Raw genomic sequence first — 20,897 nt, 5'->3', positions numbered from 1 at the left:
CGCATCAGACCGGAACGGCGAAGTCGATGTGATGTCCCTGCAGCCAGGTCAGCGAGCGGCCGTCGTCCCGCGCGGCACGCCGGAAGACGAGCGGCAGCACCAGGTCGCGGACCACGCGGCCGACGGGGCCCGCAGCCTTCGAGTTCGATGCGCGACGCCCCTCCGCGACGATCCGTTCGGTCCGTGCGCGACGCAGCGCTTCGAAGGCGGTGAAGGCCTCGCCGGTGGTGGGCCGGTCGCGCACGCACTGCGCGAGGATCACCGCGTCCTCGAGGGCCATCGCCGCGCCCTGACCCGCGGCGGGTGAGGTGGCGTGCGCGGCGTCTCCGATGAGGACCATGCGCCCGCGCCCGTCGTGCCACCGGTTCACGACGGGCAGGTCGTAGGTTGCCCAGCCGGTCAGCGGGCCCGGCGCGGCGTCGATGATCGCGGCCGCCGGGCCGGCGTCGCCGTCCATGAGGGCGTGCAGGCGCCGGCGCCATTGCGCGTCGTCGACGCCCGACAGCACACCTCGCGCCGGTTCCGTCGGCTCGGGCGGATTGGCGAACCACACGGTGCCGCCGTCGGGCGTGGGCATCCACGCGAAGAAGCAGCGGGTTCCGAACTGCATACGGAACTCGCGGGGCGGCACGTCGACCGTGAAGTCGGGGATGTACCCGCCCAGGTTGAGCACGGGGACGTAGCGCGGCGCGGCGGCGGCGGGGTCGATGAGCGTGCGCACGGGGGAGTGGATGCCGTCCGCGCCGATGAGGAAGTCGCCGCGGGCGGTCGTTCCGTCGGCGAAATGCGCGGTGACGCCGTCGTCGTCGACGGTGGCGGTGGTGAGCTCGGCCCCGTGCCGAACGGTGACGCCGCGGGAGCGTGCCTCCTGCGCGAGGGCGGAGTAGAGCGTCGCGCGCGGCATCATCAGCGACGTCAGTCCGTCGGGCCGGCGGGCGGCGAGCGGCATGCGACCGAGCGCGCGGCCTTTGCCGTTGACGAACGCGATGGTCTCGACGGGGTAGCCGACGCCGGTGAGGGGACCGGCCGCGTCGATCGCCTGGAGCGCGTCGAGCCCGTTGGCCTGCAGCGTGAGCCAGGCGCCGCGCTGCGCCGCGTCCTGCCCGTCCCGCTCGAAGACCTCGGAGTCGACGCCGACGCGCGCGAGGGCCATAGCGGCGACGGGTCCCGCGACACCGGCGCCGATGATGAGGGCTTTCATGACTTCTCCCACAGATCGGTATAGCTTGAATGTCAAGCAATCATGCGAGGAGGTAGCTTGAATGTCAAGCGATATTGCCGCCGAGGTCGGACCCGCCGTGCAGGCCTACCAGGCCTCGGTGGCCGGCTTCGATCGAGAGGTGGCACGGATTCTCGGCGTAGGCGCGACGGATCTGGCCTGCGTGGAGCTGGTACTGGGGGCAGACGGGATCTCGCCGCGGGAGGTGGCTACGGCGCTGGGCTTCACCACCGGCAGCGTCACCACGATGGTCGACCGGCTGGAGAAGCGCGGCTACGTCGCGCGCCACCCGCACCCCGAGGACGGGCGCAAGGTGCTCGTGCGCGCCACACCGTTGTTGACGGCTCGGGTGGAGGCGGCGATGGGGCCCATGCTCGCGTCGGCGGGGCCCGACGTGTTGGACCGGTTCACCGAGGACGAGCTGGCCACGGTGGTGCGCTTCATGCGCGTCGCCGCCGCGCACCAGGCGGCGCACACCGCGCTGCTGCGCGCCGAGCCGTCGTCCGGTGCGGGAGTCAGCTGATGAGTAGCCAGTCGTCGGTGTTGCGGTAGAAGGTCGCGCGGGTCACGACGCTGGGATCGGTGCGGCCGTCGCGCGTCACGACGAGCTCGAGTCCGCCGGTCTGGGCGGCGCGACCGGACAGCCACCGTCGGCGCACGCCCTTCGCGACCCGGGCGCGGACCCCGCCACCCTCGCTCGAGCCGGTCGGCTCGACGAGGACGGCCTTCGCCTGCCCGGTGAACAGCTTCTCCGAGTCCACGAAGGTCTCGCCGGTGAGCGGGCCGCCGTCGGGTCCGGTGATCTTGGCCTTGCCGACCAGCACGAAGCCGCGGTCGTCGCGGATGAGCGGCACGGCACGGGGCGTGCCGGTCAGGGGGTCACCCGGCGGGTAGATCGCCGAGGCGTGCGAGTTCTGGGTGGGCGCGTACGCCACCTCCACGTCGAGCCGTTCGGACGCCATGAGTCGGGCGATCACCGCCGCCAGCAGGTCGTCGGGGCCCGCGACGACGATCCGTTTCGGGTACGTCAGCTTCTGCTTCAGTTCCGTCTTCGCGGAGTCGAGGTCGACGGTGATCGTTTCGAGGTCGCGGAGGCTGCCCGGGATACGGACATCGGGGGCGCGCACCACGACGGTGCTCTGGGTCACGGAGCTCACCGCACCTACTGTAAGGTTGCGGCACGGCTCGACGTTATCCAGGTGATTCTTGACGGTGTATACCGAGCCGGAAGGGGAATTGTCATGCCCGCGATCGTTCTGATCGGTGCCCAGTGGGGCGACGAAGGCAAGGGGAAGGCCACGGATCTGCTGGGCGAGAAGCTCCAGTGGGTGGTCCGCTACCAGGGCGGCAACAACGCCGGCCACACCGTTGTCCTGCCGAACGGCGACACGTTCGCGCTCCACCTCATCCCGTCGGGCATCCTGACCCCCGGTGTGAAGAACGTGATCGGCAACGGCGTGGTGGTGGACCCGTCGGTGCTGCTCGCCGAGCTCGACGGCCTCGAGGCGCGCAACGTCGACACGTCGAACCTGCTGCTCTCGGCCGATGCGCACCTGCTCATGCCGTACCACGTGGCCATCGACAAGGTCACCGAGCGCTTCCTCGGCAACAAGAAGATCGGCACCACCGGCCGCGGCATCGGCCCGTGCTACCAGGACAAGATCGCCCGCGTCGGCGTCCGCGCGCAGGACGTGCTGGACGAGTCGATCCTCACGCAGAAGGTCGAGGCGGCACTGGAGTTCAAGAACCAGGTGCTCACCAAGATCTACAACCGGCGCGCCCTCGACCCGCGCCAGGTGGTCGACGAGACGCTGGAGCTCGCCGAGAGCTTCAAGCAGCGCATCGCCGATACGCGCCTCGAGCTCAACCTCGCGCTGGAGCGCGGCGAGACGGTGCTGCTGGAGGGCTCGCAGGGCACCCTGCTCGACGTCGATCACGGCACCTACCCGTACGTCACCTCGTCCAACCCCACGTCGGGCGGCGCGTCGGTGGGCTCGGGCATCGGTCCCACCCGCATCACGACGGTGCTGGGCATCCTCAAGGCGTACACCACCCGCGTCGGCTCGGGCCCCTTCCCGACGGAGCTGTTCGACGAGTGGGGCGAGTACCTCGCCAAGCACGGCGGCGAGGTGGGCGTCACCACCGGCCGGGCCCGCCGCTGCGGCTGGTTCGACGCCGTGATCGCCCGCTACGCGACCCGCGTCAACGGCATCACCGACTACTTCCTCACCAAGCTCGACGTGCTCAGCTCCATCGAGAACGTGCCGATCTGCGTCGCCTACGAGATCGACGGTGTGCGGTACGACGAGATGCCGCCCAACCAGACCGACTTCCATCACGCGAAGCCGATCTTCGAGACGATGCCCGGCTGGTGGGAGGACATCTCCGGTTGCCGGACCTTCGAGGAGCTGCCGAAGAACGCGCAGGACTACGTGCTGCGGCTCGAGGAGCTCTCCGGCGCGCACATCTCCTGCATCGGCGTCGGCCCCGGCCGCGACGAGACCATCGTCCGCCGCGCCATCGTCTGATCGGACTCGGTCCCTCCGAACCAGGCAGCTTCCGTAGGGCCGAGTGGGTTCGATGTCGCGCGGAGAAGCCATGCGCGCCACGCATGGCCTCGGATTCGACGGCGGCGATCCCCGCCGCCCGCCCCGTGCCGTGACCCGGCGAAAGCCGCCGCGTCGTCCCCCGCTCGACACCGGCCCGCGGCCACAGCGTTCCTACCCCCACTGGAAGCCGTTCGTGCTGCGGGGGAGCGGTTGTCCCCTGCGCCGCGTTCAGTCCCCCACTGAACGCCGGAACGACTGCCCGCGCCCGCGGCTCGACGAGGCGGCAGTCAGCGGCCCGTCGGGTCCTGCGCGGCACGCACCTCGTCCAGCGACGGTGCGTACGCCCCTGCCCGGCTCACGGTGAGCGCGGAGGTGATGACGGCGCGATCCAGCGCGGGCCGCACGTCGTCCCACGACGCCGAACGCAGCCGGTGCGTGGCGTCCCGCGAGCCGAGGTAGCCGGCGTCGAGCAGCCCGGAGACGAGTCCGGCCATGAAGGAGTCGCCGGCGCCGACGGTGTCGGCCACCTCGACGGTCCGCGGTGCCACGGATCGCAGCTCGCCGGCGACCAGGACCGACGCCCCGTCGGGGCCGCGCGTGAGCACCACGAGCGCCGGCCCGGCGGCGGCCCACCGCCGCAGCACCTCGTCGACGCGCTCGTCGGGGTACAGCCAGGCGACGTCCTCGTCGCTTGCCTTCACCACGTCCGACTGCGCGATCATCTCCGTCACCCGCGGCAGCACGTCGCCGGGAGTGCCCATGAGCGCGGGACGGATGTTGGGGTCGTAGGAGACGGTGGCGTGGTCCCGGATCCGGGCGACCACGTCGCGCACGCCGTCGGCGCCGGGCGCCAGGGTCGCGGCGAAGCTGCCGGTGTGCAGGTGGCTGTAGCGTTCCAGGGAGTCGACGGGCGGCACCGCCCAGGTGAGCTCGAAGTCGTACGACGCGCGACCGTCGGCGTCGACGTGCGCGCACGCCAGCGGTGTGTCGGCCGCGGAATCGGTGCCGGGCACCACCTCGACGCCGGCACGGGCGGCGGCTCCGGCGATCCGTTGCCCACGCGCATCGCGCCCCCACCACGACAGGATCGACGCCGGATCGCCGAGCGAGGCGAGCCCGCACGCGACGTTGAACAGGCTTCCGCCCACGTGTTCGGACGGCTCGGCGCCCTCGCGCACGACGACGTCGATGAGTGCCTCGCCGACGCACAGAGTCCGATCGGTCATGGGTCCGACCCTAAGCGCACTGTGTCCTCGCCTCACCTGTTTGTCATGATGGACCCCATGACGAACCTCAGCGAGACCGGTGGCAACCCCCGGATCGGCACGGCGCTCACCCCCGGTGCCACGAAGGCGCTGATGCTGGGTTCGGGTGAGCTGGGCAAGGAGGTGGTGATCGCCTTCCAGCGTCTCGGCGTGGAGACGATCGCCGTCGACCGGTACGAGAACGCGCCCGCGATGCAGGTCGCGCACCGCAGCCACGTCATCGACATGACCGACGCCGCCGAGGTCCGTCGCGTCATCGAGGAGGAGAAGCCCGACTTCGTCGTCCCCGAGATCGAGGCCCTCGCCACCGACGCCCTGGTCGCGATCGACGAGGAGGGCCTCGCCGAGGTCATCCCCACCGCGCGCGCCGTCTCCCTGACGATGAACCGCGAGGGCATCCGCAAGCTCGCGGCGGAGGAGCTCGGCCTGCCGTGTTCGCCCTACGCCTTCGCCTCGTCGCTCGACGAGGTGCGCGCCGCCACCCGCGAGGTCGGCTTCCCGTGCGTGATCAAGCCGGTGATGTCGAGCTCGGGCAAGGGCCAGTCGGTCGTCCGGTCGGTCGAGGAGCTCGAGGGCGCCTGGGACTACGCCGTCGAGGGAGCTCGCGTCCGCAACGAGCGGGTCATCGTCGAGGGCTTCGTCGACTTCGACTACGAGATCACGCTGCTCACGGTGCGTGTCTACGACGACGAGCGCGGCAAGGTGGTCACCCGCTTCTGCGAGCCCATCGGGCACCGGCAGTCCGACGGTGACTACGTCGAGTCCTGGCAGCCGCAGACGATGAGCCAGGCCGCGTACGACGCGGCGACGTCCGTCGCCGGCCGCATCACCACGGCCCTCGGCGACGGCGGCACCGGCGGCCGTGGCGTGTTCGGGGTGGAGCTGTTCGTGAAGGGCGACGACGTCTACTTCTCCGAGGTCTCGCCCCGCCCGCACGACACCGGCCTGGTGACGTTGGGCTCACAGCGGCTCTCCGAGTTCGAGCTGCACGCCCGCGCGATCCTCGGCCTGCCGGTGGACACCTCACTGATGTCGCCCGCCGCGTCGGCGGTGATCTACGGGACGAAGGACAGCAGCTCCGTCGCCTTCGACAGTGTCGCCCGCGCGCTCGACGTGCCGGAGAGCGACCTGCGCCTGTTCGGCAAGCCCGAGGGCTACGCCAAGCGCCGGCTCGGCGTGGCGGTCGCGACCGCCGACACCGTCGAGGTGGCACGAGCAAGCGCCGCGGAGGCGGCGGGCCGGGTCGTCGTGGTCGATAGCGCCGATCCCCTCCAGCAGGGAGTCCCCGAAACCACCGCGGTGCCGATCCAGCGGCCGCAGCCGCCCGAGGATCTCTCCACCCGCGCCATGCCGGTGCAGCGTCCGTCGCAGCCCGGGCCTGCGCAGTCCGGTCCGGCCCAGGGCCCGGCGCAGAGCCCGGCTCCGCAGCAGTTCCCGGCCCAGCCTGCGCCGCCGCGGCCGTCGGCCCCGCCGACCGCGGCGGCTCCGGTGGTGCCCCCGCAGAAGGCCTCGCGCGTGAGCCCGCCGGCCGGGCCGCAGCAGGCGCTCGAGGGGGAGCCCGTCGCCCCGACGACGGCGCACCCCGTCGCCGCCCGACGGCCCGCGGTGCCCCGCCCGATCCAGCCCGCGCCGCGTCCCGCCACGGGGGAGTACGCGACGCGACCGAAGACGCCGAAGACCGAGGAGTACGACCACAATCCGCCCACGTCGCTGGGCCTGCCACCGCAGCGTCCGCAGGACTAGGCGAACCGCTCGAACGCCTCCACCCACTCCTCCGCGCGGAGGTCGCGGGGGAGCAGGGAGCCGCGGTGGCTCCGCCGGGCGGCCCACTTCCGCGCCTCCGCCCGACGGTCGCGCGGCGCTACGCCCGCCAGCACCTCGGGCAGGCCGCGGCCGCGGCCGGTGTAGACGGCATGCACGAAGGCGGCGTAGTCGCGCCGCCGCGCCGGGGGAATCAGTGGTGCGTCCCGGCGCGTGATCGTGAGCAGTCCCGCGTCCACGGAGGGGCGAGGGGTGAAGGCGGCGGACGGGATCCGTCCCGCGAGACCGAACTCGTACCAGGGTGTCCACTGCGCGGTCATCATCGTCGCGCCGCCGACGCCGGCTCGCCGTCGCGCGACCTCCCACTGGACGACGAGGACCGCGCCGGTCCAGTGGGGAGCGTGCAGCAACTTGCGGAGCACGGCCGTGGTGAGGTGGAAGGGCAGATTGCCCACCACCGCATGGGGTTCGGCGGGCAGTCGGTGTCGTAGGAAGTCGCCGTGGACGATCGTCGCCTCCGGGAGCCGTCCGCGCAGGCGGCGGGCGTGGCCGCCGTCGATCTCGACGGCCGTGAGGGAGCGGCCCAGGCGGAGTAGGGGGTCGGTCAAGGCACCTGAGCCGGGGCCGATCTCGATGATGGGCCCGTCGGTGTGGCGGGTGAGGTCGACGAAGCGGTCGATGACGGCACCGTCGGTGAGGAAGTTCTGACCGTGCTCCTGACGGCCCCCGTGATGGGTGGGCATGAAGGGAGTTCTCCGGGTCGAGGATTACCCGGGCAGCACGAATCGCCGCCCAGCGGAAGGATGCTGGGGCGGTGAAGCCGAGATGGTGTGGGAGGCTTCGCCGCCGCTAGATGCGGCCGCGATCCACCACTGCCGCCGCTGCTGCTGCGGCGGCTGCTGCCGAAGAACTCATGGGACGCACCCTAGGCCGTCCTGCAGCCGGGCGCCACGGAGTTATCCGCGCTGCAGCCAGTAGGCCTGCGACTTGATCCGGTCCTTGGGCAGGCCGAAGTCGCGCTTCGCGGCCTTGGTGATCTCGCGCGTCGCCGTGGTCTCGGCGGCGACGAACAGGAAGGCGTCGGAACCGATTCCGCCGTCCAGAACGGTGGAGACCAGTGTGGCGCCGCGGTTCTCGCGCGGCACCCAGGTGACGGCCTCGCCGTGCACGGGCAGCTGCCGTTCGGCGTCGTGCTGGTACTCGAGGTACACGCGGCACGGGGACTGCGCGGTGTCGAGGATGCTGTTGATCGCGGGGATCGACGCGGGGTCACCCACGAGCACGTACTCCGACGGTGCCGGGTCCTCCGGGACGGTCAGGTCGGCGCCCATCATGGTCGCTGCGATGCGGTCGCCGGGCTCGGCGTCGAGGGCCCAGCGCGGCGCGGGACCGTCGTGCAGGGCGAACTCGATGCTGAACTGCGAGCCCTGCGGTGCGACGATGGTGTAGCCGCGCTGGACGAGCGCGCCCTCGTCCTCGTCGGTGGTGGCGGCGCCGCTCTTCGGGACCCACAGCCGCACCCACATCGTCGGGAACCAGGGGTTGTTCTGCAGGAAGTCGCCGCCATCGAAGCGAATCCGGCGGAAGTGCTCGCTGACGGCTTCCGCTCCGAGCACTGTGAACACGTAGTCGTCCGCCCGCATCGCCTTGAGGATTAGGCCGGTCACCCCTCTACCCATGAGCTAAGCCTACCCTAAATAGTCGTTGCCGCCCACATAGGTGGTGGCGGGCCCCTCGGAGTCGACGGTGGCGGCGATGGCGGCCGCGAACTCGGTCGTGGTCGGCAGCGGTCCGTGGCTGCGCCGTTCCTCGACGGCGTCCGGATCGCGCCGTTCCAGCAGGCGGACGATGATCGTGCCCTCGATCATGTCGCCCGAGACCACGCGCAGGTCCAGGCCGAGTTCCGCCGCGAGTGTGCGCAGGGCTCGCTCCCCGGCGAGCTTGCTCGCTGCGATCGGTTCGTAGCCGGCGGGAACGGGCCGGGTCTCGGAGAAGTGGGCCTGGTGGCTCGTGACGAAGACGATCCGGCCGCCGGGTCGCAGGCGCTGCGCCGCGGCTCGGGCCGCGGCGACCTGCGCGTCCCGGTTCAGGCGCATCGCGTAGTCCTCGTCGGCCCCTAGTTCCAGCCCGCCGGACGCGTTGAGGATCAGAGCATCGACGCCGCCGAACTCCGCGACGGCGGCGTCGAGCAGGCGGGTGGGGCCGTCGGCGGTGGTCACGTCCGCGCCCACTGCGATCGCCCGCCCGCCGGCGTCGCGGACCAGTGCGCACACCTTTTCGGCGCGACGCACCTTCTCGCGGTAATTGACCACCACGTCGTGCCCGCGCGCGCCGAGTGTCACCGCTGTCTCGGCTCCCACCCCGCGGGACGCCCCGGTTACCACTATGACCGCCATCGTCGGACCTCCGTGCTTCTGATTTCGAACTGCGGCCAGCTTGACACTTCGAATTCAGAAGCGCAAGTAGGCTCTGTTCTGTGTCAGTGCGCGATGTGGTGCCCCAGCGGCGCGAGGATCCGGATCCCGAGGTCGTCGGGGCAATGGATCTGCTCGGTCAGCGCTGGGTGCTGCGGATCGTCTGGGAGCTCGAACCGGGCTCACTCGGCTTTCTCGAATTGCGCAGGCGCATGGGCAATTGCAGCTCCAGTGTGCTCGCCACAAGGCTGGCCCAGCTGGTCGAGAAGGGTATCGCCCGCAAACTTCCCGACAAGCAGTACGAACTCACCGGTCGCGGTGAGGCACTCGGTCGCGCACTGTGGCCGGTCTGGGACTGGGCGGCCGACTGAGGTGCACTGCGCCGAGCGGCCCGACGCCTCGACAGTGCCGCCGTCGAGTGAGCGCTGCCGTGGGGTGGTGCGGCGCGCAGAGGCGCAGGTGCGAAGTGTGTACCGCGCGCTGATGGGTCTGCGCGTCGCTGTGTGGTGGGCTCAGTCGTGGTGCGGCTGGCCGTTCACGGTGTGATCGGCCTGGGCTAGGGATTCCGTCAGTAGGCGCACGACGTGCCCGCCGACGAGGCGATAGATCCGCGCTGTGCCCTCGGCGCGGGACTGAACGAGTCCCGCGAGGCGCAGCTTGCTCAGGTGTTGGCTGGCAGCGGTGGGTGAGCACCCGGCGGACTCGGCGAGGGCGCCGACGCCCGATTCGGTGTGCCGCAGCGCCCAGAGGATGCGAATGCGCGTGGGGTCCGCCAGCATCGCGTGGATTGCGGCGGCTTGGTCGACGCGATCGGGCGACAACTGCTCCGCGTGCTGGCCGCCGATCGGCTCGGTCGACGCAGAGGGGAGTGCGCCGCCTGGTGCGCCGACTGAGGAGAGGTGGTGCTCACGGGCCATTGCTGAATCTTAACATTCAGCTATCTTCGTAGATGTGCAGATTATGAGGTAGTGTCCCGAGGCATGACCTTCGCTGTCCCTGCACTCCTCCTCGCGGCAGCCGGCGTCGGCGCTGGGCACGCCGCCCTGCCCGATCATTGGGTGCCGCTGTCTGTCACTGCCCGCGCGCAGAACCACTCCCGTGGCCGCGTCCTGCGGACCGCTGCGACTGCGGGAGTCGTCCATGTCGCGTTGTCACTCGTGTTGGGTGGCATCGTGATCGCGGTGGGCGTGCAATTTCGATCGGTCATCGAGCGGAATCAGTCGCTCGTCGTCGGCGGGATTCTGATCGCGACGGGTCTGGCCTTCGGCATCGTCGAGTTCGTCGGACGGGGCCACGGGCACTCGCATGACCATGCACATCACCACGGCCACGAGCATCACCACGGTGACGCCGGTGCACACCTTCACCCGCACGGCGACGATCGCCGCAACGGTGGGTCGCCGGCCACGGGATGGGGGCGGTTCGCGGGTCTCGCGTCGTTCGCGGCGGCGGCCTCGCCGGACCTCACGATCCTGCCGGTGTTCCTCGCCGCGAGCGCGCTCGGCGGCGCCGCCGCGGTCGGCACTCTCGTCACGTTCTCGATCGGCACGGTCGCGACGATGGTCGGCCTCACGATGCTCGGTGCGGCCGCGGCGCAGCGCCTGCAGAGCGCTTGGCTCGATCGGTTCGCGAACCTGCTCACCGCCGCCGTCCTGATCGTCATCGGCGCGCTCATCGCGGTCGCCGTCCTCTGACAAGACCCGGTGTGTTGCGAATGGAATTAGAATCACCGTGAGCGAAAAGCGCCGCCGCCCCGAAAGATCGGGACGGCGGCGCCGTGTTTCCGGGCTCCGGAATCAGCTCTGCTGGACCTTGCCCGGCTCCGAGGCGGCGAGCATATCGTCGCGCTCAACGACCTTCACGCGCTCCCGGCCCTCGGCCTCGCCCAGGCTGCGCTCGCGCTCGTCCAGGCGGTACCAGCCGTCCCACGTGGTGTACGGGGTGTCGTGGTCGTCCAGCCACCGCGTGACGCCGTCGGTCGACGGGTCGGTCGGCTTGTTGAGCTTGCCGGCGTGGAAGTCCTCGAGCAGGCAGGCGATGGTCTCGTTGGCGTCGCCCTTGGTGTGACCGATGAGTCCGACGGGGCCGCGCTTGATCCATCCGGTCGTGTACACGCCCGTGAGGTGCTGCCCCGCGTCGATGACGCGGCCGGCCTCGTTCGGGATAACGCCGGCCTGGTCGTCGAAGGGGATCTCCGGCAGGTCGTTCGAGAGGTAACCGACGGCCCGGTAGACGGCGCCGACCTCCCAGTCGGTGAACTTGCCGGTACCGCGCACGTTGCCCGTGCCGTCGAGCTCGGTGCGCTCCGTGCGCAGGCCCGTGACCTTGCCGTTCTCGCCCAGGATCTCGACGGGCGACTCGAAGAGGTGGATGAACAGCTTGTGCGGGCGGTTGTTCGGCTCGCGGATCGCGTAGTTCTCGAGGATCGTGGCGACCTGATCGGTGATCTTCGACTCGCGGCGGGCCTTGGCCGACCCCTCGTCGTACTCGATGTCCTCGGGGTTCACGACGACCTCGATCGTCTGCGAGTGATCGAGCTCCTTGAGCTCGAGCGGGGTGAACTTCACCTGCGCGGGACCGCGGCGGCCGAAGACGTGCACCTCCTTGGCCTTGTTGACCTTGAGTCCCTCGTAGACGTTCGGCGGGATCTCGGTGGGGAGCAGCTCGTCGGCGGTCTTGGCGAGCACACGCGCCACGTCGAGCCCGACGTTGCCGACGCCCAGGACGGCGACCTTCTCCTCGGTGAGGGGCCACTCGCGGGAGAAGTCCGGGTGACCGTCGTACCAGGCCACGAACTCGGCGGCGCCGTAGCTGCCCTCCAGGTCGATGCCGGGGATCTCCAGGTTGCGGTCGGCGACGGCGCCCGTCGAGAAGATCACCGCGTCGTAATGGCGGCGCACGTCCTCCAGGGTGAAGTCCTTGCCGAAATCGAGGTTGCCGAGCAGGCGCACCTGCGGCTTGTCCAGCACCTTGTGCAGCGCGGTGATGATGCCCTTGATCCGCGGGTGATCGGGGGCAACGCCGTATCGGATCAGGCCGAACGGGGCCGGCATCTTCTCGAAGAGATCGATGCTGACGCCGGGGTCCTTCGCCTCGTCGGACTTCATGAGGGCGTCCGCTGCGTAGATACCAGCGGGGCCCGCGCCCACGATCGCGACGCGCAACGGGCGGTTCTGTTCGGTCATGTGAAGTCGGCTACCTTGTCTGCATACGCGGTTGAAGTTCCCCACCAGGTTAGTGCGGACTTATCAACTGTTCCTAGTGCGGGTGGGGATCCATCCCGTCCAGGAACTGGAACGTGTTCTAGTAGCAGAGGGTAGAGACTTCAGTGAGCGCAGACAAGGCACCCCCCGGACCGGCCCCGGAACGCCGCACTACGGCGACCCCGTTCGTCGTAGCGCTCGTGGTCACCGTCGTGCTGATCGGCGCCCTCCTGCTCTGGAACGTCATCCGTCCGTCCGACGAGCGACTCAACGACTCTGCGCAGGTCCAGGTCACGATCGGCCAGTATTACGGCGCGCTGAACAAGGGTCGGTACTCGGATCTGGTCGCCAATACCTGCGCCAAGGACCGCTCCGCCGCGGACTTCCCGAAGGAGGCCGGCTTCCCCGACGCGCGCAAGGCCGTCGTCGAGCGTGAGGGCGAGGCGAAGCTGGACGAGAAGGACGTCAAGAACCTCACCGTGAACGGCGACACCGCGTCCGCGGAGCTCACGGTGCGGTACGAGAAGGCGGGCGAGCGCACCGAGCAGGCGAAGTTCGTCCGCGAAGACGGCAAGTGGAAGAAGTGCTCGTGACCTACGCCGGAGACCTGACGCCCCGCGAGGCCTGGGAGCTGCTGGAGCAGGACCCGTCGGCCGTGCTCGTGGACTGCCGCACCGAGGCCGAGTGGAACTACGTCGGCATCCCCGAGCTCTCGCAGGTCGGCCGCAACCCCGTGCTCGTCGAGTGGCAGCGCTACCCCGACGGTGCGCTCAACCCGACCTTCGTCGAGGAACTCCGCGCCAAGGGGGTCTCCGACGATGCCCCCGTCGTCTTCCTCTGCCGCTCCGGGCACCGGTCGATCGGCGCCGCGGAGACCGCGACTGCCGCCGGCGTCCAGCGCGCCTACAACGTGCTCGACGGTTTCGAGGGTCCTATCGATGCACTCGGCCATCGGGGCGTCGCGGGCTGGCGCGCCGACGGCCTCCCGTGGCGGCAGTTCTAGGCTGAATCCCATGACGGAGTTCAGCCCCCTCCCCGACGGCCTGCGGCCCGAGACGTACGCCGTGCGCGGCGGCGTCCTGCGCACGAACTACGAAGAGACCTCCGAGGCGCTGTTCCTGAACTCGGGCTACACCTACGAGAGCGCCGAGGCGGCCGAGGCCGCGTTCAACGGCGACATCGATCGCTTCGTCTACTCGCGCTACGGCAACCCGACGGTGGCCATGTTCCAGGAGCGCCTCCGTCTCCTGGAGGGCGCCGAGGCCTGCTTCGCGACCGCCTCGGGCATGTCGGCCGTCTTCACCGCGCTCGGCGCGCTGCTGCAGGCCGGCGACCGCCTCGTCGCGGCCCGCTCGCTGTTCGGCTCCTGCTACGTGGTGTGCAACGAGATCCTGCCGCGCTGGGGCATCGAGACCGTCTTCGTCGACGGCGAGGACCTCGCGCAGTGGGAGGACGCGCTCAGCGTCCCCACCCAGGCGGTGTTCTTCGAGACCCCCGCGAACCCGATGCAGGGGCTCGTCGACGTGCGGGCCGTGGCCTCGCTGGCGCACGCCGCGGGCGCGCAGGTGGTGCTGGACGCCGGCTTCACCCCCGTCGGCTACCAGGACTCGCTCGGCATGGGCGCCGACGTGATCGTCCATTCCTCCACCAAGACCATGGACGGCCAGGGCCGGGTCATGGGCGGCGCGATCCTGGGCCGGTTCGACTACATCGATGGACCGGTGAAGCAGCTGATGCGGCACACCGGCCCGGCGATGGCGCCGTTCAACGCCTGGGTGCTCCTCAAGGCGCTGGAGACGCTGGACCTGCGGGCCGAGCGGGTCAGTGCGAACGCGCAGAAGGTCGCCGAGTTCTTGGGCGCCGACCCGCGCGTGTCGAAGGTGCTCTTCCCTTTCCTGCCCTCGCACCCGCAGCACGAGCTGGCGAAGCGGCAGATGAAGGCCGGGGGCACGGTGATCACCCTGGAACTGGCCGACGGTGCCTTGGCCGGCAAGGAGCGCGCCTTCGAGTTCCTCAACCGGCTGCAGGTCATCGACATCTCCAACAACTTCGGCGACGCCAAGTCGCTGATCACCCACCCCGCTACCACCACGCACCGTGCGACGGGGCCGGAGGGGCGCGCGAAGATCGGGCTCACCGATTCGATGCTGCGCCTGTCCGTGGGGCTGGAGAACGCCGACGACCTCATCGCCGACCTCGACCAGGCCCTCGGCTGAGCCGCTCGTGCCGGCTCTCGACCTTGCCCGGCCGACGACCGGCGACGTGCGGGCCCTGCATGCGATGCTCGGAGATCCGCGGGTGTGGACGCACTATCCGAGCCTCCGGCATACAGACGTCGAGCAGACGCAGGACATGGTGTCTCGGTGGATCGCGGCGTGGGACCGAGATGGATTGGGGCCGTAGACCGTCCGTGAGAACGGTGCCGTGATCGGGTACGGCGGGTGCGACCTGCGCGGCGGTCCGAGCGGCCGCGCTTTCTGGAACCTGGGCTATCGCCTGGCGGCGGAGGTCCACGGGCGCGGCATCGCGACGGCGGTGGCGCGCCGGGGGATCGATGCCGTGCGGGAACGGGACCAAGGCACGCCGATCGTCGCGTACCTGGTGGAACACAACGCCGCGTCAGCGCGCGTGGCGGCCAAAGTCGGCCTGACGCAGGTCCATCGCGGGCCGGATGCCGGAAACCCCGATCCGGCGGCGGTCCGGCTGGTGTGTTCGGACCGCCCGCTGACCGCCGCGCAACTCGCTGCCGCGTTGGAGTGAGGCCCCGGCTTCATCGCAGCTGGAACGTTCGGTCATTCGTCCTCACGATCGTTCAGACGGATGACCGCACATCGACCGCCTGTCTCCACCGGCGCACCTCGTCGGTGGATACGGGCGCGCCCCAGCCGTGCGGCCTCGCCGCGCTGCCGATGTGGAAGGCGTCCAGCCCCGCCGCCAGCAGCCGCGGGAGGTGATCGAGACGCAGCCCGCCACCCACAAGGACGCGCTGCGGTCCTGGATTCTCGGAGGTCAGGGTGGCGATGCCGTCGTCGACCCCGGTCGCCGCGCCCGCCGTGAGGATCGTGTCCAGCCCGGGAAGATCTGCGACGGCTGCGCGCAACGCAGCCCTGTTCGCGCAGTGGTCGATCGCGCGGTGAAACGTCCACGGCGCGCCGTCGATCGACTCGACGATCCTTGTCACGGCCGGCAGGTCCACTGCGCCGTCGGGGGTGAGGAAGCCGAGCACGAACTCCTCCGCTCCCGCGGCGCGCAGGTCGGCTGTGCGTCCGATCAGCGCGTCGAGGTTCCCGGCGGCGAAACCATCGGTGAGTCGGAGCATCACGCGCACCGGGATGTCCAGGGCAGCGCGGACCGCTGCGACGGTGGCGGGGGAGGGACTCAGCCCGTCGGCTGCCATGTCGGCGACAAGCTCGACGCGATCCGCCCCGCCCTCCTCCGCCGCGACCGCATCCCGCGCGTCCAGTGCGATCACTTCGAGCAGGGCCATTCGCCCACCCTAGGTGGCCGGTGCAACGACGCACGGACGGGCTGCGATCAATCTTCTGCAGCTTGCGTCGGCGACACGCCGATGTCCCGTCGCCGCAAGCCGCAAATGATTCAGGGAGAATCCGTGATCTGCGGCGCCGTCGCACAAATGTCCAGGTCGAGGTCTGCTCAGCAACTGTGTCCCTGGGCATCGATGTCGGCGGGCTCAGTGGCGGCGGCGTCAAGGGCCCACAGGCCGAATCGGGCGGTTCGGATGCCGCGCCGGGTCGGTACCAGGTCGCCCCGCGCGTAGGACAGAGTCGGCGGTGTGCCGCGTACTCGGGTGATGACCAGGGAGTCAAGGGCACCGCCGCTGAGCTGCAGAGACGCGACGGCGCGGTGGGGCGAGCGGCATGCCGGCGTGCGGATTGCCGCCCGGAGACAGGTAGCGGCCATCTCCAGCGAGCGGTATTCGAAAAACTACTGGCCTTCGCATACGCCGCTGAATACGCTTTCCGACATGGATATGCGCAAGCTCCCCGAATCGCTGCGGCAGTGCTACTGCCGTCGGTTCGGCATGCCCGCGTAACCTGCGGCAACCCGGGCCGTCGCTTCACCGCCGGCCCGGTGCCCATGCGTCAGATGCATGGCTTCTCGGACCGGTGACCATCACATCGAGACGAGAAAGACATGGAGAAGATCAGCAATCCTTGGTCTCGTGGGCGTCCATCCTGTACGAGAAGACCCGCGAGCAGGCGATCACCACGGCGAATCTACTCCCGGCAGTTTCGCGTCGCCCTGATTCGAACCTTGACGCCGGGCGGCGCGACAGGGCATTCTCGACGCAGGTCATGAGTGCCAGTGACAAGCCCCGGCTCGCTGGTCGGCAACCCTCCTCCGCGGTGGGGTGCTCCGGGTGACGACCTGGCCGTGCCGAACCGCGCACGGCAAGCGCGGACTCGCGGCACTCATCGTTCGGTGTCGTGCGTCCTGATACCGAAGGACATTTCTCATGAGCATCGCCACCACCGAGCGCACCGTCTGCCTCGCCCCCACCGTTACGTCGCCCGTCGCCGGTGCCCACAGCACGCCGCTGCCGCTGGGCCCGCTGGCCGCCGTCACCGGCGCCGACGAGTACGCCCCGCTCCGCGACGGCGCGACCGTCCGCTACGCCAACTTCGACTACGCCGCGAGCGCCCCGGCGCTGGTGGAGGTGCAGGCCGCAGTCCAGGAGGCGCTCGGCGAGTACGCGAGCGTGCACCGCGGCGCCGGCTACCTCTCGCAGCGCTCCACCTCCCGGTACGAGCGGGCCCGCGAGGTCGTCGCCGAGTTCGTGGGCGCCCGCGCCGACGACCACGTGATCTTCACCGGCAACACCACCGATTCGATCAACCTCCTCGCGGGCTGCGTCCCCGGCGAGGTCGTGGTCCTTGACTGCGAGCACCACGCGAACCTCCTGCCGTGGAAGCGGATCGGCGCGCGCGTGATCTCCGCGCCGCTGTCGATCGAGGACACCCTCGACGTGCTCGAGAAGGAGCTTCGCGCGCGACCCGCCGCCCTGGTCAGCGTGACCGGCGCGTCCAACGTCACGGGTGAGGTGTTGCCGATCCGCCGGCTCGCGGCACTCGCGCACCGGCACGGCGCGCGCATCGCGGTCGACGGTGCCCAGCTGGTCCCGCACCGTCGGATCTCGCTGCGCGAGAGTGGAGTCGACTACCTGGCCTTCTCCGGGCACAAGCTGTACGCGCCCTTCGGCTCCGGCGTGCTCGTGGGCCGCGCCGACTGGTTCGATGAGGCCGAGCCGGTCCGCTGCGGCGGCGGCGCCAGCTACGAGGTGATCGGTACGCCCGTGTCGAAGTCGGTCGAGGTGGCCTGGCACACGGGTCCCGCGCGACACGAGGCCGGCTCGCCGAACGTACTGGGTGCCGTCGCGATCGCCGCTGCGTGCGAGGCCATCACCCGCCTCGGCGAGGACGCGATCATCCGATACGAGCGGTTCCTCACCGACCTCCTGCTGGGTTCGATCGAGAACCTCGACGGGGTCCGCACCCTCAAGATCTGGGCCGACTCCACCGAGCGGGTGGGCATCGTCGCCTTCACCGTCGACGGTCACACGCCCCGCGAGGTGGCCCAGTTCCTCTCGTCGGAGTACGGCATCGGCGTGCGCGACGGGAAGTTCTGCGCTCACCCCGTTGTTCACCGATTGGGGTGCTACGACGGCGCCGTCCGGGCGAGCCTGGGCCTCGGCACGAGCGAGAACGATGTGCGTCGCCTGGTGCGCGCCCTCGAAGACCTGACCGCACGAGCGAAGTGATACCCGGAGGAACCATGACCGCTTCCCGCCCCGCCCTGGTAGTCACCGTCGACGGTGACCCCGGGGCCGTGCACCTGACCCGGGTCCGCGCCGCCGATCTGCGACTCGCGCAGCGGCAGCGCGGCTACCTCCGCGCCGAGGCCGAGCGCGCCGGGCGGGAGCCGGGCGCGGTCGCGCTCGAGGTCGACGTGGTGATCGACGAGCACGCCGCCGACGCCCGCGCCAGCTACTCTCCGAGCGGCGCCGGCGCGCAGAGCATCACCTACGTGGGCACCCCGTCGGGCCTGAAGTCTCTGATCGACGATGTCTACGCCGCCGAGGTCGCCGACGCGGTCGTGCTTCGCCCGGTGGGCGGCGCCCGCACCAAGGACCTGATCGCCACCCTTATGGCGGCGTAACGCGCGAGCCGGTTCGCCCGAGTCGACTAGCCCTTCTAATAGTTGTACGCTGCACGTAGTTTTTCATGTCCGATCACGGTGACGTGACCGGACGGAACCTGCGGAGGCGAGATGACGGACGAGGAACGCGCGGAGCGGATCGAGGGGATGGTCGGCGTGATCGCCGAACTCACCAGGCTCAAGGAGCGGCACGCGGTGATGACGCGCCACGCAGTCGCGCCCGACGGTGTCGAACTCGCGGCGTACACCGCGCTGTTCGCGCTGGTGAAGGGCGGGCCGATGCGCTCGTCCGTGCTCGCGGAGCAGATCCACACGGACCCCTCCACCGCGAGCCGGTACGTGACCACGCTGACCAATCTCGGCTACGCGGAGCGCACCGCGGACCCCTCCGACCGCCGTGCGGCCCTGGTGTCCGCCACCGTCGCCGGCAAGGCCAAGGCCGACGTCATCCGGGCGCAGCGCAATGAGAAGCTCCGGCCCCTCATGGAGCAGTGGACCGACGAGGAGATCGACCAGTTCGTCACGCTGGGGAACCGGGCCCTGGTGCAGTTCGAGCAGGCGCTCAAGTTGATGCGGGACGGCGAATGACCGCCGCGACGGCCGACCGCGGCGACACCGCGGGCGTGGAGACCGCGGGCGCCGGCCTCACGCACAAGCAGATCCTCTACATCCTGTCGGGCCTGATGACCGGCATGTTCCTGGCCGCGCTCGACCAGACGATCGTCTCCACCGCGATCCGCACCATCGCCGACGACCTCAACGGCTACAAGCTGCAGGCGTGGGTCACCACCGCGTACCTCATCACCTCGACGATCGTCACCCCGCTCTACGGCAAGCTGTCGGACATCTACGGCCGCAAGCCCTTCTTCATGTTCGCCATCACGGTCTTCGTAGTCGGCTCGCTGCTGTGCAGCACGGCCACCTCGATGTACGAGCTCGCCGCGTTCCGTGCGGTGCAGGGCCTGGGTGCCGGTGGCCTGATGTCGCTGGCGCTCACGATCATCGGCGACATCGTGCCGCCCCGCGAGCGGGCGAAGTACCAGGGCTACTTCCTCGCCGTGTTCGGCACCAGCTCGGTCCTGGGCCCGGTGCTCGGCGGCTTGTTCTCCGGCGCCGACAACATCCTCGGCATCTCCGGCTGGCGCTGGGTCTTCCTGGTGAACGTGCCGATCGGCATCGTCGCCCTGGCCGTCGTCTACCGCGTGCTGCGCCTCCCGCACACGCGCCGCGAGGGCGTGCGCATCGACTGGTTCGGGGCCATCGCGCTCTCCGTCGGCCTCGTGCCGCTGCTCATCGTCGCCGAGCAGGGGCAGGAGTGGGGCTGGGGTTCGACCAAGGCGATCGCCTGCTACGTCGTCGGCGCGGTCGGGATCGTCGCGTTCGTCCTGATCGAGAAGCTCATGGGCGAGGACGCGATCATCCCGCTCCGCATCTTCAAGAACCGGATCTTCGCGCAGGGCGTGCTCATCTCGATGGTCGTGGGCGCCGCCATGTTCGGCGGCATCTCGTTGCTGCCTCAGTACTTCCAGGTGGTCCGCGGTGCCAGCCCGACGAAGGCGGGCTTCCTCATGCTGCCCATGGTCGCGGGCCTCATGCTCGGCTCCATCCTCGCGGGCCAGATGATCTCGCGGACGGGGCGCTACCGGATCTTCCCGGTCATCGGCGCGGTGCTGCTCACGGCCGGCATGTTCGGCATGCACTACATCAGCGCCGACGTCGAGATCGGCTGGGTCATGGCCGGGGCGGCCGTGATCGGCTTCGGCCTCGGCAACCTGATGCAGCCGCTCACGCTCGCGTTGCAGAACATCCTCCCGCCGAGGGACATGGGCGTCTCCACCGCCGCGGCGACCTTCTTCCGGCAGATCGGCGGCACCCTCGGCGTCGCCGTCTTCCTGTCGGTGCTGTTCTCCCAGATGCCGAACAAGATGAGCACCCGGATGAGCGACGCCGCCGCAGACCCGGAGTACATGGCCGCGGTCCAGCGCGCCGCGGCCGGCAACGACGGCCCGGCCGCACAGGAGTTCGCCGCCAAGCTGATGCACGGCGACTCCAGCGCCGTCAGCGACGTCATGTCCGACACCTCCGCGCTGCAGACGCTGCCCGACGCCCTGGTCCATCCGCTCAAGGCCGGGTTCGCGGACTCGATGGACGTCGTCTTCCTCGCCGTCGCCGTCGTTTCCGCGATCGGTCTTCTTCTCGTGCTCTTCTGGAAGGCGGTCCCGCTCCGCACCGCGCCGGCCATCGAGGCGACGACCCCGGAGTCCGGCCCGGTCGCGACGCCTGACAGCATCGAGACCGCGGAGACCAGC

Annotated in this window: 20 protein-coding genes, 2 pseudogenes and 1 riboswitch; of the genes and pseudogenes, 13 read left to right on the top strand and 9 right to left on the bottom strand. The window is 70.2% G+C overall.

From position 1 onward, the window contains the following. Positions 1 to 4: 4 nt before the first annotated feature. Positions 5 to 1,201: an FAD-dependent oxidoreductase gene (locus tag FK529_RS04350; RefSeq protein WP_146559801.1), complete on the bottom strand. Its 1,197-nt coding sequence runs from the start codon at positions 1,199 to 1,201 to the stop codon at positions 5 to 7. 61 nt (positions 1,202 to 1,262) lie between these two features. Between FK529_RS04350 and FK529_RS04345 the strand changes: the two genes are divergently transcribed. Next, positions 1,263 to 1,742 carry a MarR family winged helix-turn-helix transcriptional regulator gene (locus FK529_RS04345; RefSeq protein ID WP_146559800.1) on the top strand — a complete coding sequence of 160 codons (480 nt, stop codon included), beginning with the start codon at positions 1,263 to 1,265 and terminating at the stop codon, positions 1,740 to 1,742. Here the strand turns inward: FK529_RS04345 and FK529_RS04340 are convergent. After that, on the bottom strand, positions 1,735 to 2,376 hold the full coding sequence (locus FK529_RS04340; protein ID WP_146559799.1) for a hypothetical protein: 642 nt from the start codon (positions 2,374 to 2,376) through the stop codon (positions 1,735 to 1,737). The two genes, FK529_RS04345 and FK529_RS04340, sit on opposite strands and share 8 nt — an antisense overlap. 84 nt (positions 2,377 to 2,460) lie before the next feature. Here FK529_RS04340 and FK529_RS04335 point away from each other — a divergent pair, with 84 nt between their 5' ends. Next, positions 2,461 to 3,747, top strand: coding sequence for an adenylosuccinate synthase (locus FK529_RS04335; protein ID WP_146559798.1), 1,287 nt, complete (start codon positions 2,461 to 2,463; stop codon positions 3,745 to 3,747). A gap of 308 nt (positions 3,748 to 4,055) precedes the next feature. Here the strand turns inward: FK529_RS04335 and FK529_RS04330 are convergent, their stop codons facing one another. Further along, complete coding sequence (locus tag FK529_RS04330) at positions 4,056 to 4,994, bottom strand: PfkB family carbohydrate kinase (protein WP_146559797.1); 939 nt, start codon at positions 4,992 to 4,994, stop codon at positions 4,056 to 4,058. Positions 4,995 to 5,051: 57 nt separating this feature from the next. On the opposite strand from FK529_RS04330, the gene purT reads away from it, so the two are divergent. After that, on the top strand, positions 5,052 to 6,776 hold the full coding sequence (gene purT / locus FK529_RS04325; protein WP_231702916.1) for a formate-dependent phosphoribosylglycinamide formyltransferase: 1,725 nt from the start codon (positions 5,052 to 5,054) through the stop codon (positions 6,774 to 6,776). Here the strand turns inward: purT and erm are convergent. From erm to FK529_RS04310, 3 genes are all read right to left on the bottom strand, one after another. Beyond that, complete coding sequence (gene erm, locus FK529_RS04320) at positions 6,773 to 7,537, bottom strand: 23S ribosomal RNA methyltransferase Erm (RefSeq protein ID WP_146559795.1); 765 nt, start codon at positions 7,535 to 7,537, stop codon at positions 6,773 to 6,775. The genes purT and erm overlap by 4 nt on opposite strands. 213 nt (positions 7,538 to 7,750) lie before the next feature. Continuing rightward, positions 7,751 to 8,473, bottom strand: coding sequence for a siderophore-interacting protein (locus tag FK529_RS04315; protein ID WP_146559794.1), 723 nt, complete (start codon positions 8,471 to 8,473; stop codon positions 7,751 to 7,753). Between the two features lie 9 nt (positions 8,474 to 8,482). Then, the gene (locus FK529_RS04310; RefSeq protein ID WP_146559793.1) at positions 8,483 to 9,190 is read right to left on the bottom strand and encodes an SDR family oxidoreductase; all 708 of its coding nucleotides are present in this window, start codon (positions 9,188 to 9,190) and stop codon (positions 8,483 to 8,485) included. Between the two features lie 80 nt (positions 9,191 to 9,270). On the opposite strand from FK529_RS04310, the gene FK529_RS04305 reads away from it, so the two are divergent. Continuing rightward, positions 9,271 to 9,579, top strand: a complete 309-nt coding sequence (locus FK529_RS04305) for a winged helix-turn-helix transcriptional regulator (protein ID WP_231702915.1) — start codon at positions 9,271 to 9,273, stop codon at positions 9,577 to 9,579. 141 nt (positions 9,580 to 9,720) lie between these two features. On the opposite strand, the gene FK529_RS04300 is transcribed toward FK529_RS04305, so the two are convergent. Next, positions 9,721 to 10,125, bottom strand: a complete 405-nt coding sequence (locus tag FK529_RS04300) for an ArsR/SmtB family transcription factor (protein ID WP_146559792.1) — start codon at positions 10,123 to 10,125, stop codon at positions 9,721 to 9,723. A gap of 63 nt (positions 10,126 to 10,188) precedes the next feature. Here FK529_RS04300 and FK529_RS04295 point away from each other — a divergent pair, with 63 nt between their 5' ends. Beyond that, positions 10,189 to 10,902 (top strand): hypothetical protein, encoded by a 714-nt coding sequence (locus tag FK529_RS04295; RefSeq protein WP_146559791.1) that lies wholly within the window; start codon positions 10,189 to 10,191, stop codon positions 10,900 to 10,902. Positions 10,903 to 11,004: 102 nt separating this feature from the next. Here the strand turns inward: FK529_RS04295 and FK529_RS04290 are convergent, their stop codons facing one another. After that, a complete protein-coding gene (locus FK529_RS04290; RefSeq protein ID WP_146559790.1) occupies positions 11,005 to 12,393 on the bottom strand; it encodes an FAD-dependent oxidoreductase in 1,389 nt (462 codons plus the stop codon). 143 nt (positions 12,394 to 12,536) lie between these two features. Here FK529_RS04290 and FK529_RS04285 point away from each other — a divergent pair, with 143 nt between their 5' ends. From FK529_RS04285 to FK529_RS04270, 4 genes and pseudogenes are all read left to right on the top strand, one after another. Then, positions 12,537 to 13,004 carry an Rv0361 family membrane protein gene (locus FK529_RS04285; RefSeq protein ID WP_146559789.1) on the top strand — a complete coding sequence of 156 codons (468 nt, stop codon included), beginning with the start codon at positions 12,537 to 12,539 and terminating at the stop codon, positions 13,002 to 13,004. Further along, positions 13,001 to 13,414 carry a rhodanese-like domain-containing protein gene (locus FK529_RS04280; RefSeq protein ID WP_146559788.1) on the top strand — a complete coding sequence of 138 codons (414 nt, stop codon included), beginning with the start codon at positions 13,001 to 13,003 and terminating at the stop codon, positions 13,412 to 13,414. The genes FK529_RS04285 and FK529_RS04280 overlap by 4 nt, the downstream gene beginning before the upstream one ends. A gap of 10 nt (positions 13,415 to 13,424) precedes the next feature. Continuing rightward, positions 13,425 to 14,627: an O-succinylhomoserine sulfhydrylase gene (locus FK529_RS04275; protein ID WP_146559787.1), complete on the top strand. Its 1,203-nt coding sequence runs from the start codon at positions 13,425 to 13,427 to the stop codon at positions 14,625 to 14,627. 202 nt (positions 14,628 to 14,829) lie between these two features. Further along, positions 14,830 to 15,171: pseudogene (locus tag FK529_RS04270) on the top strand (GNAT family N-acetyltransferase); the annotation flags it as partial. Positions 15,172 to 15,223: 52 nt separating this feature from the next. On the opposite strand, the gene FK529_RS04265 reads toward FK529_RS04270, so the two are convergent. Further along, positions 15,224 to 15,898 (bottom strand): copper homeostasis protein CutC, encoded by a 675-nt coding sequence (locus FK529_RS04265; RefSeq protein WP_146559786.1) that lies wholly within the window; start codon positions 15,896 to 15,898, stop codon positions 15,224 to 15,226. An 825-nt stretch (positions 15,899 to 16,723) separates the two neighbouring features. After that, a riboswitch (SAM riboswitch) is annotated at positions 16,724 to 16,836 on the top strand. A 52-nt stretch (positions 16,837 to 16,888) separates the two neighbouring features. Here FK529_RS04265 and FK529_RS04260 point away from each other — a divergent pair. The 4 genes and pseudogenes from FK529_RS04260 to FK529_RS20485 all read left to right on the top strand — a co-directional run. Further along, complete coding sequence (locus tag FK529_RS04260) at positions 16,889 to 18,190, top strand: aminotransferase class V-fold PLP-dependent enzyme (protein ID WP_146559785.1); 1,302 nt, start codon at positions 16,889 to 16,891, stop codon at positions 18,188 to 18,190. Between the two features lie 14 nt (positions 18,191 to 18,204). Next, a complete protein-coding gene (locus FK529_RS04255) occupies positions 18,205 to 18,588 on the top strand; it encodes a hypothetical protein (protein WP_146559784.1) in 384 nt (127 codons plus the stop codon). A gap of 111 nt (positions 18,589 to 18,699) precedes the next feature. Next, positions 18,700 to 19,176, top strand: coding sequence for a MarR family winged helix-turn-helix transcriptional regulator (locus FK529_RS04250; RefSeq protein WP_146559783.1), 477 nt, complete (start codon positions 18,700 to 18,702; stop codon positions 19,174 to 19,176). Then, positions 19,173 to 20,864: pseudogene (locus tag FK529_RS20485) on the top strand (MDR family MFS transporter); the annotation flags it as partial. The gene FK529_RS04250 and the pseudogene FK529_RS20485, both read left to right, overlap by 4 nt. Positions 20,865 to 20,897: the final 33 nt, after the last annotated feature.

This window comes from Tsukamurella asaccharolytica (assembly GCF_007858435.1).
GTDB classification, from domain to species: Bacteria; Actinomycetota; Actinomycetes; order Mycobacteriales; family Mycobacteriaceae; genus Tsukamurella; species Tsukamurella asaccharolytica.
The sequence above is the reverse complement of the archived record's forward strand: the minus strand, read 5'-3'. Positions and strand labels throughout refer to the sequence as shown.